The organism is Pseudomonas sp. LBUM1674, from assembly GCF_059695635.1.
Window position 1 is genome coordinate 1,421,394 of the sequence record NZ_CP166779.1, and the last position, 14,366, is coordinate 1,435,759.

Below are 14,366 nucleotides of genomic sequence, written 5' to 3' on the forward strand. Positions count from 1 at the left end.
TACATGTCTCAACAGTAAGGCCGTTCAATTTACAACTGGGGGAGGGGCGCGTGTAGCGCGTTCATGGTGTTTGACCCAAGCGAATGGCTTGCAGCTTCTTGAAGTTTGGATCGCTAATGCGATCGCCCACCACGCTGCCATCGGGATAGATGTAGCGGGTGTAATTGCCCTCTTTTTTCACTTTCGGCCCCACCGAATACAATACGTAGTCGGCATGCAGCAGGGGCTCGAACGATACCTTTCGCGCGTTTGTGGCGCGGTAATACAAATAGATGCCACCTTCACCGACTAACCAAGCGTGTTTTTTATGTCCGCCAATGAAAAGCTCGCTAACCTCGGGGTAATAGTCCTTCCTGATCAGCAAGTCGCCATTAACCTCTATAGTTGGATCAAAAACAGAGCGCCGCTGTGGCAGATGATGATCGAACATCACGATCACCCCACCCCCTGGCCCCGCTTTTACGTTATCCCCGAAGTGTGTCGTGTTGGCATAGGTGACGCCAAAAGTCACATTACTCAACCGCCACTGGCATCCGCCCCCACCATTGACGGCCAATTTCGCCTCATACAGGTCACTCTGCCCCTGTTGTTGCGGCTGGACCGTGGTAGCGAGGTAGCCATCCACTTCATAAGAGCTCCAATCCGGCCCGGAGCGCTTGATCGTGCATTTCTCCGAGCGGTAGATCACCTGCATGGGTTCTGCCGCGAGATCCTGGGGGACCTTCACCGTCATGCTGACCTGTTCGCCCCCCCGCTGGCGGCGACAAGCCACGGTCCAGGACGCAACCGGTGAGACTGAACAGCAACAGGCCAGCGCTTGTACAGCGGATGAGGGCGTTCATGCTTACTGCATGGTGGCGGGCGGGGATGGGGATAACCCGCAGCGCTCTCATTGGGATTGACCCAGGCGAATGGCTTGCAGCTTCTTGAAGTTTGGATCGCTAATGCGATCGCCCACCACGCTGCCATCAGGATAGGTGTATTGGGTGTAATTGCCCTCTTTTTTTACTTTCGGCCCCACCGAATACAATACGTAGTCGGCATGCAGCAGGGGCTCGAACGCCACCTTTCGCGCGTTTGGGGCGCGATAATACAAATAGATGCCACCCTCGCCGATTAGCCGAGCGAGCTTTTCATATCCGCCAATGAAATGCTCGCTAACCCTGGGGTAGTAGTCCTTTCTGATCAGCAGGTCGCCATTGACTTCTATAGTTGGATCAAAAACAGAGCGCCGCTGTGGCAGATGATGATCGAACATCACGATCACCCCACCTCCTGGTCCTGCTTTGACGTTCTCCCCGAAGTGCGTCGTGTTGGCGTAGGTGACGCCAAAAGTCACATTGCTCAACCGCCACTGGCATCCGCCCCCGCCATTGACAGGCAGCTTCGCCTCATACAGGTCACTCTGCCCCTGTTGTTGCGGCTGGACCGTGGTGGCGAGGTAGCCATCTACTTCATAAGAGCTCCAATCCGGCCCGGAACGCTTGATCGTGCATTTCTCCGAGCGGTAGATCACCTGCATGGGTTCTGCCACGAGATTCTGGGGGACCTTCACCGTCATGCTGACCTGTTCGCCCCCCGCTGGCGGCGACAAGCCACGGTCGAGGGCGCAACCGGTGAGACTGAACAGCAACAGGCCAGCGCTCGTACAGCGGATGAGGGTGTTCATGCTTACTGCATGGTGGCGGGTGGGGATGGGGATAACCTGCAGCGCGCTCATTGGGGTTGACCCAGGCGAATGGCTTGCAGCTTCTTGAAGTTAGGCTTGTTACCATCGGCTACCACGCTGCCGTCGGGGTAGGTGACGCGGTTATATTCGCCCTTTTTGTTCCCTTCCGGCTCCACCGAATACAACACGTAGTCGGCATGCAGCATGGGCTCGAACGCCACTTTTCGCGCGTTTTGGGCGCGATAATACAAATAGATGCCACCCTCTCCGACGAGCCAAGCAAGCTTTTCATGTCCGCCAATGAAATACTCGCTAACCCTGGGGTAGTAATCCTTCCTGATCAGCAGGTCGCCGTCGACCTCTTCAGTCGGGTCAAAAACAGAGCGTTGCTGTGGCAGATGATGATCGAACATCACGATCACCCCACCTCCTGGTCCTGGTTTGACGTTCTCCCCGAAATGCGTCGTGTTGGCGTAGGTGACGCCAAAAGTCACATTGCTCAACCGCCACTGGCATCCGCTCCCACCATTGACGGCCAATTTCGCCTCATACAGGTCACTCTGCCCCTGTTGTTGCGGCTGGACCGTGGTAGCGAGGTAGCCATCCACTTCATAAGAGCTCCAGTCCGGCCCGGAGCGCTTGATCGTGCATTTCTCCGAGCGGTAGATGACCTGCATGGGTTCCGCCGCGAGGTTCTGGGGGACCTTTACCGTCATGCTGACCTGCTCGCCGCCCGCTGGCGGCGAGAAGCCACGGTCGAGGGCGCAACCGTTGAGACTGAACAGCAACAGGCCAGCGCTTGTACAGCTGATGAGAGTGCGCATTCTCAAAACTCCTCCAAGGTAGAGGGCAGTTCGTCAGGAAACTCGATGGTCATCGCGTCCGGGGAGCAGGTGGGGATAGGTTGGCTGTCACCTTTATGATTAGTCACGCCCTCGTACACCTTCCGTTCCCGGGTGGTGACGCGGTATCTGCCGAAGGGCACGACAGCGCCGCTTTCATCGAAGGTGCGATAGGTCACGTGTTGCACTGGAAATTGCGCCGGGTGGATCAGAATATTCATGGTTTAACTCTTTCCCTGTGGCTGAAGCGTCGGCCGCGTCTTACCGGAGCGCAGGCTCAGGCCTGGGTGATCTCGATCATCACGCCAAACTCACGCTCGCGGCAGAAACGCTGCAGCGCTTCCGGACCACCCTCCAGGTCCTGGGTCGCGCGCAACGCCATGGGCAACAACTTCTGCAGGGCGAGGAACTGCTCGTTGCGGTGCCTCTCCGGCTCGGGGATTCCCAACCTTTGCATCTGTTCCTCGAACTTTGCCCGATCCTCCTTTCGTTGCAGCGGACGTTCGGGGTCACTCAACTCCAGCAACTGGTTGTGCAAGAACGGCAGGTAGGCTTCGATCATCGAGTGATCCATCGGGTTGCTGCGCCGGTTACTGCGCTCGGGGTTGGTGTGTGATGGCAGGAAACGCGCCAGATTTTCCCGGTTCAACGAACCGATCAGCACCTTTTGCTCTTCATAAGCGAAGCGGCTGAATTCATCGTTGAGGCTCGGCACCAGATAAATGCGGGTGCGGTGCGGCAAGCGCCGGGTGATGGTGTTGTGATAGGGCGCGCCCAGGCCGTCCTTGTTGCGATAGGCCGGGTAGGAGGAACCCTGTGACGACAGGTGCTGGTCGGCCCGGTAGAACATGACGAGCTGCCCGTGATGCCAGTACGGGTCGCCAAAACGAACCAGTTTGCCGGCCAGCAACTGCCCCACGGACCAGATGTAGCCCAGGTCAGAGCCAAGTGGGCCAAGGGCGTCGTACAGCCAGTTGTCCAGTGCCGCCTCGGGCGGAACGCTGGTGATGGTGTCCGCATCGTTCACATGGCGGAAGTGTGTCACCTCTTGAAGATGTTCCAGTGCTTTGCCGGTGAAGGTGCGGGGCATGCCGTAGGTATAGAGAATTGGATTGCGGTCCTTCAACTCTGCCGAATGAATCAGCGCTAATGCACCGCCTAGACTATGACCACAAATAAATAATGTTCTTTCTTCCAATGCGTGTTTAATCTCACCGAAGTCACTGACGAACAGCTTCTTAGCCACCTCAAACGCCTGCAAAAACCCGTAATGCACACTGCCCACCCCGGTAAGTGGCGTGCCCGGAAACTTCAAATCGCTGCCACTGCCATCAGTCGGCACGGGTCGGTACATCAAATCCGTCAGCCAGTCCCTGGGCTCCTGAGTTCCGCGCCAGGCCACTACCACCTGAGTCTGGTTGATGAAATAGAGCAGTTGAGTGTTTTCAATGATGAGCCTGGGAATGTCCGGCCCACCCGGCGGACGCTCGGCCGTCAGTGAGTCGAGCATGACCGCCGTGGTGTAGCGCTGGTCAAAAGGCACGTCTACCACCAGGGCGGGCAGGGTAGTCCCCTTGGCGTCGATCATCATCGGCGTGCGTGACAGGTCGAGGCATTGGCGAAAGAAGAACTCCTCCACCGAGCCCGACACCGTGACAGGATCGGTGGCCGGCCTTATCTTCAAGACCTCTTGGGCTTCAACGCTATATGACAGATTGGCCATCAACCCAAGGTTGTAGGCATTGGCCATGCTGTATTCCGGCTGGTGGTGCAGCACCAGCGACCAGGCACGAAAGGGGCAGATCTCCAGTACGTGACGGCGGTTCAGGCTTTCGCTGTCCACCGTGAAACCGCCGAAGCCCGGATCAGGAAAATGGAAAACCGGCAGTTTGTCCGGTTCTGACCAGGCAGGATTCAGGTCCGGGAATCGATCGCACAATTGACCGATGCGCAGATAGTGATACACGTGCCCATCGTCCAGGGCCTGGTTCTCCACGGGAGAGAAACCCGCGGGCGGAGAGTCATAGCGATAGGGGATTTCCACGGGCGTCGAAACGGGCAGTTCGGCGCGCAGTGCGCGCACGCGTCGGGTCTGCAACACCTCCGCCAGCGGATTGGCCGTCAGCAGCAGGGTCACCGCCAGCGGGTGCAGGCCCTCCAGGCGAATCACCCCTTGGGCATCGCTCTGGCCGCTGAATTCGGCGACGAGCTGGCAGCGGGTCGCCTCGTTGATCGCCCGATAAGGTTGATGAGGCAAAGGTTCTCCGCGCTCATCCAGTAACTGGAACTCCAGCCAATGCCGGATCTGTTTACCGCATTGAACGTCCTTGGACGGACAAAGGGTATCGGTACGATGGTGTCTATCAGACATGACCAGTCTTCCATGAAATATTCAATAGTCGTGAAAATACGCCTTGGCTTGAAGTGGAACTTTCGCCAAGTTATGCGGGTGTCCCTGTAAGACTTTCTGGAGTCTTTAAGTTGCTGGCCACAGAAAAACTCTTCGAGGGAGGAAGAATGAGGTGCGCAATATTCAATCGTAACTAAATTGTAACGACACCAGAGCTGGCAAATATGTAGGACGTTTCCTTTTTGCCTGTAGTCCCTAGTGTGTTTGCGACCGTTACGAAATCGGCTTTATGCGGCCGTCCAGTATTTACAGGCTGTTGGGCGTCGATTCTGACCACTATTTATGGCTTTTCAGTTGGGTGAAAAGCTCTTCGGAGTACAGCGCAACACGGTAAGGCGCGCATGCGCCGTCGCGACTTAGTCATTTTCAAGCGCAGTTCTCGACTCGCATTTTTTAATCAGGGCTGGTAAAAATTCTTACACCGTTTAATACATGGGAAAGGTTTTTTGTTCTTGCGGGTGACCATGTAAGCCCTGAAAACAACAAACCCCGGCCATTGCTGTAATGCTATCCACTAAAGCGGAGCAGCCTTACTGTTCACTGAAAGCCGGATTTTGAAATATTCACCATTGTTGGTCTCGACGGCCTTGGTGGGACAGAAACATCCCTCCAATACCCGCCTTTGACGCTGGCAAGCGCCTCCCGTTCTGAACTCGGGTTGGCCGCCGCCATCATGAACAGTCTCGTTGCGAAAAACGCTATGCCCAATGCCAGCCATAGCACTTGATCAGCGGGCAGCGACGCCGCCTGATGACGGCCTGCGTGGAGAGATCCCGCGACGACGTTAGCCGAGACCAGAGCTCTGGCATCAGATTTTTCGCCTCTGCCCGCTGAGGCTCAAATTCTTGTCTTAGATGAATAACACTACTATCTCAGCAGGTTTTTTTTGTTAATGTTGGGTTAACTTAGCTCCCTAACGATGCAGGCATTTGCTCCACCCAAGGCCTGATGCAGACGTTGCCGTCCGCATAAGAGAGCCCATTAGCCTGAGTCGATCTGCGTGATGCGAACCGCGAAACCACCAGCGGCAGATAGGCTCGACCCCATGAACCAATAACGATGCGGGCGTGCCCATGATTACCCTGAAACTCAATGGCCAAGACCATCAACTCGACGTCACCGAGGACATGCCACTACTGTGGGCGATCCGCGACGTGGCCGGTTACAACGGCACCAAATTCGGTTGCGGCATGGGCCTGTGCGGCGCCTGCACCATCCATATCGAAGGCGCTCCGGCGCGCAGTTGCATCACGCCGATCGGCTCGGTGGTCGGCCAGAACGTCACCACTATCGATAATCTGCACGTCGACCCGGTCGGCAAAGTCGTCCAGCAAGCCTGGCTCGACACCGCCGTGGCCCAGTGCGGTTACTGTCAGGGCGGGCAGATCATGTCCGCGACTGCATTGCTCAAGACCAACCCGAATCCTAGCGACGCACAGATCGAAGAGGCGATGGTCGGCAATATTTGCCGCTGCGGCACCTACAACCGAATCAAGACGGCGATCCGTCAGGCATCCACTGACCTGAAGGAGGCCAAGGCATGAGCCAGCTACCGAATGATTTTGCGCTGAGCAACCTCAGCCGTCGCGGTTTCCTCAAAGGCGCGGGCGCCACCAGTGCGTTGGTGTTGGCGGCAAGTTGGGGCTGGCAGAACGCGTTCGCCGCCGAAAAAGAGAAGAAATTCGGCGCCGAAGGCATGCCCAACGGCTGGATCGATGACCCGAAGGTGTACGTCAGCATTGCCGCCGATGGCACGGTGACTGTGGTTTGCAACCGTTCGGAAATGGGCCAGGGGATACGCACCAGCCTGACCATGGTGGTGGCCGATGAACTGGACGCCGACTGGGCGTTGGTAAAAGTTCAGCAGGCGCCAGGCGACGAAGTGCGCTTCGGCAACCAGGACACCGACGGTTCGCGCAGCATGCGTCACTGGTACGAGCCGATGCGTCGCTGCGGTGCTGCCGCGCGGACCATGCTCGAACAAGCCGCCGCCGAACAGTGGAAAGTGCCGGTCAGCGAATGCCGTGCGCAACTGCATAAAGTCATTCACCAACCGACTGGTCGTGAGCTGGGCTACGGCGCTTTGGCCGCTGCTGCCGGTGCACTGGCAGTGCCGGCCCGCGACAGCCTGCGGCTCAAGCAGCCGTCGCAATTCCGTTATATCGGCAAGGAAGGGACGAAGGCTATCGACGGTGCGGACATCGTCAACGGTCGCGCGGTCTTCGGCGCCGATGTGCATTTCGACGGCATGCTCTTCGCCACCATCGCGCGTCCGGCGGTCTACGGCGGCAAGGTCAAATCCCTCGATGCCAGCGCCGCGATGAAAATCCCTGGGGTAACCAAGGTTGTCCAAATCGAAAGCCGTCCTCTGCCATCGGCGTTCCAACCCCTGGGCGGAGTAGCCGTAGTCGCCAGCAACACCTGGGCGGCGATCAAGGGTCGCGAAGCCCTGAAAATCGAATGGGATGATGGTCCCAACGCCAGTTACGACTCGATCGCCTATCGCAAGGAACTGGAAGCTGCGTCCCTCAAACCCGGCAAAGTGGCGCGCAATACCGGCAACATCGACGAGGCCATGGGCAGCGCCGACAGCATCCTGGAAGCCTCCTACTACCTGCCGCATCTGGCGCAATCGCCAATGGAACCGATGGTCGCCATCGCTCGCTTCGGGGACGGTCAGTGTGAAGTCTGGGCCCCAAGTCAGGCGCCACAAGTCACCCGTCAGCGGATCAGTGAGCGTCTCGGCATTCCCTTCGACAACGTCACGGTCAACGTCACCCTGCTGGGCGGCGGTTTCGGCCGCAAATCCAAACCGGATTACATTATTGAAGCGGCGATCCTCGCCAAGGAGTTTCCCGGCAAGGCTGTGCGGGTGCAGTGGACTCGTGAAGATGACATTCATTGTTCCTATTTCCACACCGTGTCGGCCGAATACCTCAAGGTCAGTCTGAACAAGGACGGCATGCCATCGGGCTGGCTGCATCGCACCGTTGCGCCGAGCATTACGGCGCTGTTCGCCCCGGGCATGAATAACGAGGCCGCTTTCGAGTTGGGCATGGGCTTTACCAGCATGGCTTACGCGATTCCCAACGTGCGCCTGGAAAACCCCGAAGCAGCGGTCCACACCCGGGTCGGTTGGTATCGCTCGGTATCGAACATTCCTCACGGGTTTGCGATTCAAAGCTTTGTTGATGAACTGGCGCACAAGGCCGGTCAGGATCCGCTCAAGTATCAGGTCAAATTGCTCGGCCCGGATCGTCAGATCGATCCGCGTACCTTGAGTGAAGAGTGGAACTACGGCGAATCTCCCGAGCGCTATCCGATCGACACCGGTCGTATGCGCACGGTGCTGGAAACCGCCGCCAAAGCCGCCGGTTGGGGGCGCAAGTTGCCCAAGGGCCGAGGCTTGGGTCTGGCAGTGCATCACAGCTTCGTCACTTACGTGGCGGCAGCGATCGAGGTCGAAGTCAAAGATGACGGCACCTTGATCGTGCACAAGGCTGACATCGCCGTGGATTGCGGTCCGCAGATCAACCCGGAGCGGATTCGCTCACAATTCGAAGGCGCCTGCGTCATGGGCCTGGGCAACGCGGTGCTGGGGGAAATCAGCTTCAAGGACGGCAAGGTCCAACAGGACAACTTCCACATGTACGAAGTGGCGCGCATGTCTCTGGCGCCGAAGGAAGTCGCCGTGCATCTGGTCACGCCGCCAGGCAACGTGCCATTGGGCGGTGTCGGTGAGCCGGGCGTGCCGCCGATTGCGCCAGCCCTGTGTAATGCGATCTTCGCCGCCACCGGCAAACGCATTCGCAATCTGCCGGTTCGCTATCAGCTGCAGGGTTGGCAGAAGGCTGAGGCCTGATGGACAGCGTTGATCTGAACGTATTGCGCAGTGTGCTGCAATGGCGGCGCGCCGGTCAGCGGGTGGTGTTGTACAGCGTGGTCCAGACCTGGGGCACCGCGCCCCGGGCACCTGGCGCCATGCTGGCCTTGCGTGAAGACGGGGTGGTGATTGGCTCGGTGTCGGGTGGCTGTGTCGAAGACGATCTGATCGCCCGGCTGCACGATGGACGGATTCCGGCCGATGGGCCGCCTGTGCAGCTGATCACCTATGGTGTCACTCGTGAGGAGGCCGCGCGATTCGGTTTGCCCTGCGGCGGCACCTTGCGTCTGACCGAGGAGCGAGTCGGTGATCCGGCCTGGGTGGCCGAGCTGCTGACACGTTGCGAGGCCCACGAAATCGTGGCGCGGGAGCTGGATATCGAGACCGGTGCAGTGGTTTTGCAACCGGCCAGCAAGACCGACGCGTTGACGTTCGACGGCAAGACCTTGCGCGCCATCTACGGTCCGCGTTGGCGGTTGTTGTTGATTGGCGCGGGGCAATTGTCCCGTTATGTCGCCGAGATGGCGCGGCTGCTGGATTTCGAAGTGCTGATCTGCGACCCGCGCACCGAATTCGTCTACGGCTGGGAAGAACAGCACGGGCGCTTCGTATCGGGTATGCCCGACGAAGCGGTGCTGAACATCCAGACCGACGAACGCACTGCCATCGTAGCCCTGACCCACGATCCTCGCCTGGACGACATGGCGTTGCTCACCGCCCTGGACTCCAGGGCTTTTTATGTCGGTGCATTGGGTTCCCGGGTCAACAGCCGCAAGCGCCGGGACAACCTGGCTCAGCTAGGCTTGTCAGATCAGGCCATCGAGCGGCTGCATGGCCCGATCGGTTTGCACATCGGCAGCCATAGCCCGGCGGAAATCGCCTTGTCGCTGCTGGCCGAAATTGTCGCGATCAAGAACGGTGTCGAGCTAAAGCAGAAGAAGCCGTTGCAGGAGGTAGTATGAGCGAACCCATCGGCGCCATCGTGTTGGCGGCAGGGCAGGGCAGCCGTTTCCGCGAGGTGGCGGGTGCCGGGAAGGACAAGTTGTTGGCGGATTGTGCCGGGCGTGATGGCGCGGTTCATTCGGTGATCGAGCAGGTGCTGGTGAATTTACCCGCCCGCCTTGAAAAGCGCGTCCTGGTGACGACCGCTGACCGCCCGCAAGTGATTCGCATGGCCCAGGCTTATGGTTGCGAGATTGTGCTGATCGAGTCGACCGGCATGGGCGACAGCATTGCGGCCGGGGTGGCGGCGTGTCCGCAGCTTGGTGGTTGGTTGATAGTGTTGGGCGATATGCCGTTTATCCTGCCGTCGAGTATTGAACGGGTGGTGGCGGGGATTGCGGATGATTGCGTCAGTGTGCCGGTGCAGGACGGGGCGTATGGGCATCCGGTGGGGTTCGGGCGCACGTTTGGGCCGGGGTTGATGGCGTTATCGGGAGATCAAGGCGCCAAGCCGTTGTTTGCGCAAGCGCGGGTGGTTGAAGTTGCAGTGGATGATCCCGGGGTGTTGTGGGATGTGGATGTGCCTGAGGCGTTGGTTTTCAAATAACCTTGGTGCACATCCCCCTGTGGGAGCGAGCTTGCTCCGGGCGGCGTTCCGACGATAGCGGTGGATCAGTTTGCATCGATATCGAATGTTAAACCGCCATCGCGAGCAAGCTCGCTCCCACATTGGTTCTCGGTGATGTTCCATGACATAAAAAAAGCCCCGCCTGGATCACCAGGCGGGGCTTTTTAGTGGCCGATGGAATCAGACGAGAGGTTTAGGCTCGTGCTCTTTTTCCAGGGCTTGCTCGCGTTGCTCTACCGCTTCCTGAACGGAGCGCGGCGCTTCGTCGATCGCGGAGTCAACCGGCTCGGCAGCGACTTCAGCCGCCGGGGCAGGAGCTGCCTCGACCACATCAGCCACAACCGGAGCCGCTTCGACCACGGCCGGTGCAGCAGCGGCAGCCAGTTCGGCTTCCTTCTGCAGACGCTCGGCTTCACGCTTGCGACGACGCACTTCACGCGGGTCGTTCGGCGCACGGCCGCTTGGCGTCAGGGCGCTGACAGGCGCCGCTTCAACTTCAGGTGCGGCCACTTCGGCAACGACCGGCGCCGCAGCTTCGACTGCCGGTGCAGCTTCGACTACCGGAGCAGGTTCGGCCACCGGTGCAGGTTCGGCAGCCGCCACCACTGGTTCGGAAACCATGGCGTCAGCTTCTGGCGCTTCGGCGGCAGTTGGCTCGGCAACCCAATTGAATGCAGTCTGCTCTTCGCGAACTTCACGAACGGTTTCGGTCACGGTTTCGGCGACTGTTTCAGCCGCCGGCTCTGCAACCACGGCTGGCGCTTCGGCGACGACTGTCGGCTCAGCCACAGCTTCAACTTCAGGCTGTGCTTCACGAACCGGGGCGACTTCGATTTCCGGGGACGCGGTGGCTTCGATCGGCGTGGTCGCTTCAACGACTGGCGCTTCCACTGGAGCAGTTTCCAGGTTGGCGGCAGTGGCGCGTTCGGCTTGCTCGTTGGCTTGGGCCTCGGCTGGCGCGCTGATCACGCTGCTGGCAACGGCTGCGGTAACCGCCAGGCCGGCGGCCAGATCGGCAGCGCTTGGCGCTTCGCGGGTTTCGCTGGCTTCGCCTTCGGCGGACTCGGACTCATCCGACCCTTCGATCACGTTGCCATTGGCATCGCGTTGACGCTCGCGGCGGTTGCTGCGACGACGCTGGCCACGGGAGCGGCGGCGTGGACGATCGCCTTCGGCGCCTTCCTGACCGTCTTCCTGCAGTTGCTCTTCGTTGCCGGTCAGCTCTTCTTCGGCCACGGCGGCAGCCGCTTGCTCGGCACGTGGTTGACGTTCTTCACGCGGTGGGCGTGGAGCACGTTCTTCACGTGGCTGGCGGGCAGGACGTTCTTCGGCGGTAGCGGTAGCGGAAGCGGCGGCAGCCGGAGCCGGAGCGATGGCATCCAGAGGCTCACGCAGTTCACGAACCCGTTCTTCACGATCGCCACGGGGCTTGCGATCTTCGCGAGGAGCACGCGGTGCGCGTTCTTCACGAGGGGCGCGTGGTGCGCGTTCTTCGCGAGCGACTACTGGAGTGGTGGCCTCTTCACGGGCTTCGCGTGGTTGGCGCTCTTCGCGTGGCTCACGGGGTGCGCGCTCTTCACGCGGTACACGTTCCTCGCGCGGCTTGCGTTCTTCGTCGCGGCGACCGTTACGGTTGCGGCTTTGCTGGCGACCGTTGCGACGCTCTTCGTTGCGGGCAGGACGCTCGGTGGTTGCCGGCTTTTCAACCACAACCGGAGCGGCGGGCTCTTCCTTGGTCGCGAACAGGCTGACCAGCGACTTCACCAGGCCTTTGAACAGGCTTGGCTCTGGCACGGCGGCCGGTGCGGCAACGGGCGCGGCAGCGACGACTTCGGCTGGAACCGGAGCGTTGGCGCGGACCGGCGCAGTCTTGACCGCGGCTTCCTGGCGAACCAGGGTACGGGTCGCAGCGGCTGGCTGGACTTCTTCGACTTCGGCAGCGGCAGCCGCGATTTCATAGCTGGACTGGCCGACCGCGGCTTCCGGGCTGTCATCGCGCAGACGCTGAACTTCGAAGTGCGGCGTTTCGAGGTGATCGTTCGGCAGAATGACGATGCGGGCACGGGTGCGCAGTTCGATCTTGGTGATCGAGTTGCGTTTCTCGTTGAGCAAGAACGCAGCCACCGGGATCGGCACTTGGGCGCGAACTTCGGCGGTACGGTCCTTCAGGGCTTCTTCTTCGATCAGGCGCAGGATCGCCAGCGACAGCGATTCAACGTCGCGGATGATGCCGGTGCCGTTGCAACGCGGGCAAACGATGCCGCTGCTTTCGCCCAGGGATGGACGCAGGCGCTGACGGGACATTTCCAGCAGGCCGAAGCGCGAGATGCGACCGACTTGCACGCGAGCGCGGTCGGCTTCCAGGCATTCGCGGACTTTCTCTTCCACGGCGCGCTGGTTCTTGGCCGGGGTCATGTCGATGAAGTCGATGACGATCAGGCCGCCGATGTCGCGCAGGCGCAACTGACGGGCGATTTCTTCGGCGGCTTCAAGGTTGGTCTGCAGAGCGGTTTCTTCGATGTCGCTGCCTTTGGTGGCGCGCGCCGAGTTGATGTCGATCGACACCAGGGCTTCGGTCGGATCGATAACGATGGAACCGCCGGAAGGCAGTTCAACGACGCGCTGGAAGGCGGTCTCGATCTGGCTTTCGATCTGGAAACGGTTGAACAGCGGCACGCTGTCTTCGTACAGCTTGATCTTGCTGGCGTACTGCGGCATTACCTGGCGAATGAAGGTCAGGGCTTCGTCCTGGGCTTCAACGCTGTCGATCAGCACTTCGCCGATGTCCTGGCGCAGGTAATCGCGGATGGCGCGGATGATCACGTTGCTTTCCTGGTAGATCAGGAACGGCGCGGAGCGATCCAGCGAAGCTTCTTTGATGGCGGTCCAGAGTTGCAGCAGGTAGTCGAGGTCCCACTGCATTTCTTCGCTGCTGCGGCCCAGGCCGGCAGTGCGCACGATCAGACCCATGTCAGCCGGGGCAACCAGGCCGTTCAGGGCTTCACGCAGTTCGTTGCGCTCTTCGCCTTCGATGCGACGGGAGATACCGCCGGCACGCGGGTTGTTCGGCATCAGCACCAGGTAACGACCGGCCAGGCTGATGAAGGTGGTCAGGGCGGCGCCCTTGTTGCCACGTTCTTCTTTTTCGACCTGAACGATGACTTCCTGGCCTTCGCTCAGGACGTCCTTGATGTTGACGCGGCCTTCGGGGGCTTTCTTGAAGTATTCGCGGGAGATTTCTTTGAGGGGCAGGAAGCCATGGCGCTCAGAGCCGAAATCGACAAAGGCAGCCTCAAGGCTTGGTTCGATGCGAGTAATCCGGCCTTTATAGATGTTGGCCTTTTTCTGCTCGCGTGCACCGGATTCGATGTCCAGGTCGTAGAGGCGCTGGCCATCTACCAGTGCAACTCGCAACTCTTCAGGTTGGGTTGCGTTAATCAGCATTCTTTTCATGTAGTACCGTCGGTTTCCGGGCTGCCGGAAACGGCGTTCGGCACACACGACTTCTCATGGTCGGTGTCAGGTGCGTCGGGAGTGGTTGGCCATTCCCGTGTCCAGCGAAGTCCGGCCAATGTGGGCCTTCATCGCGACGTACGCGTCCTGCTTGCTGTGGCTACTTAAGCACTCAGTCAGGAGGAGGAATCAACCGGCGGCTGTGGACGAGATGAAGCGTCTTGATAAAGCCTAGTGCTACACAGTCCAGCGGTTGTGCATCTCCACCCTACACGTATCCCTGATAATTCGGGTGCTGCCGCGCGCAGAATCCGCAGCGGGTTGGCATTTACCGTGAGCTCCGAAAGGCGGAGGTCACGCATCATGGCTAATTTAGGCGTGGTTTCCGAAGCGTTCGCTCGGGGTCATTCACCGCTGACTGCACTTTGTGAACTGGCCATGAATATTGGCTCGAAAAGCGAGTGAAAACCCTGCTTTGCGGCTTGATTCAGGCCTCATGTCACCTGCGCTCGTTACAGCTGCAAACTCCACCGTTACGT

General features: G+C 59.7%; 10 protein-coding genes. 4 read left to right on the forward strand and 6 right to left on the reverse strand.

The genetic code is table 11. From position 1 onward, the window contains the following. Positions 1-61 precede the first annotated feature (61 nt). The 5 genes from ACA067_RS06605 to ACA067_RS06625 all read right to left on the reverse strand — a co-directional run bounded on the left by ACA067_RS06605 (position 62) and on the right by ACA067_RS06625 (position 4,882). The gene (locus ACA067_RS06605; protein WP_497461077.1) at positions 62-733 is read right to left on the reverse strand and encodes a hypothetical protein; all 672 of its coding nucleotides are present in this window, start codon (positions 731-733) and stop codon (positions 62-64) included. Positions 734-889: 156 nt separating this feature from the next. Continuing rightward, a complete protein-coding gene (locus ACA067_RS06610; protein ID WP_497461078.1) occupies positions 890-1,669 on the reverse strand; it encodes a hypothetical protein in 780 nt (259 codons plus the stop codon). Between the two features lie 47 nt (positions 1,670-1,716). Beyond that, positions 1,717-2,493 (reverse strand): hypothetical protein, encoded by a 777-nt coding sequence (locus ACA067_RS06615; RefSeq protein ID WP_497461079.1) that lies wholly within the window; start codon positions 2,491-2,493, stop codon positions 1,717-1,719. A gap of 2 nt (positions 2,494-2,495) precedes the next feature. Beyond that, positions 2,496-2,732, reverse strand: a complete 237-nt coding sequence (locus tag ACA067_RS06620) for a hypothetical protein (RefSeq protein ID WP_497461080.1) — start codon at positions 2,730-2,732, stop codon at positions 2,496-2,498. Between the two features lie 56 nt (positions 2,733-2,788). Beyond that, positions 2,789-4,882 (reverse strand): lipase family protein, encoded by a 2,094-nt coding sequence (locus ACA067_RS06625; protein WP_497461081.1) that lies wholly within the window; start codon positions 4,880-4,882, stop codon positions 2,789-2,791. A gap of 1,112 nt (positions 4,883-5,994) precedes the next feature. Between ACA067_RS06625 and ACA067_RS06630 the strand changes: the two genes are divergently transcribed. Genes ACA067_RS06630 through ACA067_RS06645 form a run of 4 tightly spaced genes read left to right on the forward strand, consistent with a single transcriptional unit; the run spans position 5,995 to position 10,353 of the window. Continuing rightward, entirely contained in the window at positions 5,995-6,465 is a 471-nt protein-coding gene (locus ACA067_RS06630; RefSeq protein WP_497461082.1) for a (2Fe-2S)-binding protein, read from the forward strand. After that, positions 6,462-8,783 (forward strand): xanthine dehydrogenase family protein molybdopterin-binding subunit, encoded by a 2,322-nt coding sequence (locus ACA067_RS06635; RefSeq protein ID WP_497461083.1) that lies wholly within the window; start codon positions 6,462-6,464, stop codon positions 8,781-8,783. Before ACA067_RS06630 ends, ACA067_RS06635 begins: the two co-directional genes overlap by 4 nt. Next, complete coding sequence (locus ACA067_RS06640; RefSeq protein WP_497461084.1) at positions 8,783-9,766, forward strand: XdhC family protein; 984 nt, start codon at positions 8,783-8,785, stop codon at positions 9,764-9,766. Before ACA067_RS06635 ends, ACA067_RS06640 begins: the two co-directional genes overlap by 1 nt. Continuing rightward, the gene (locus ACA067_RS06645) at positions 9,763-10,353 is read left to right on the forward strand and encodes a nucleotidyltransferase family protein (RefSeq protein WP_497461085.1); all 591 of its coding nucleotides are present in this window, start codon (positions 9,763-9,765) and stop codon (positions 10,351-10,353) included. Before ACA067_RS06640 ends, ACA067_RS06645 begins: the two co-directional genes overlap by 4 nt. 201 nt (positions 10,354-10,554) lie before the next feature. Here the strand turns inward: ACA067_RS06645 and rne are convergent, their stop codons facing one another. Then, positions 10,555-13,827: a ribonuclease E gene (gene rne / locus ACA067_RS06650; protein WP_497461086.1), complete on the reverse strand. Its 3,273-nt coding sequence runs from the start codon at positions 13,825-13,827 to the stop codon at positions 10,555-10,557. Positions 13,828-14,366 lie beyond the last annotated feature (539 nt).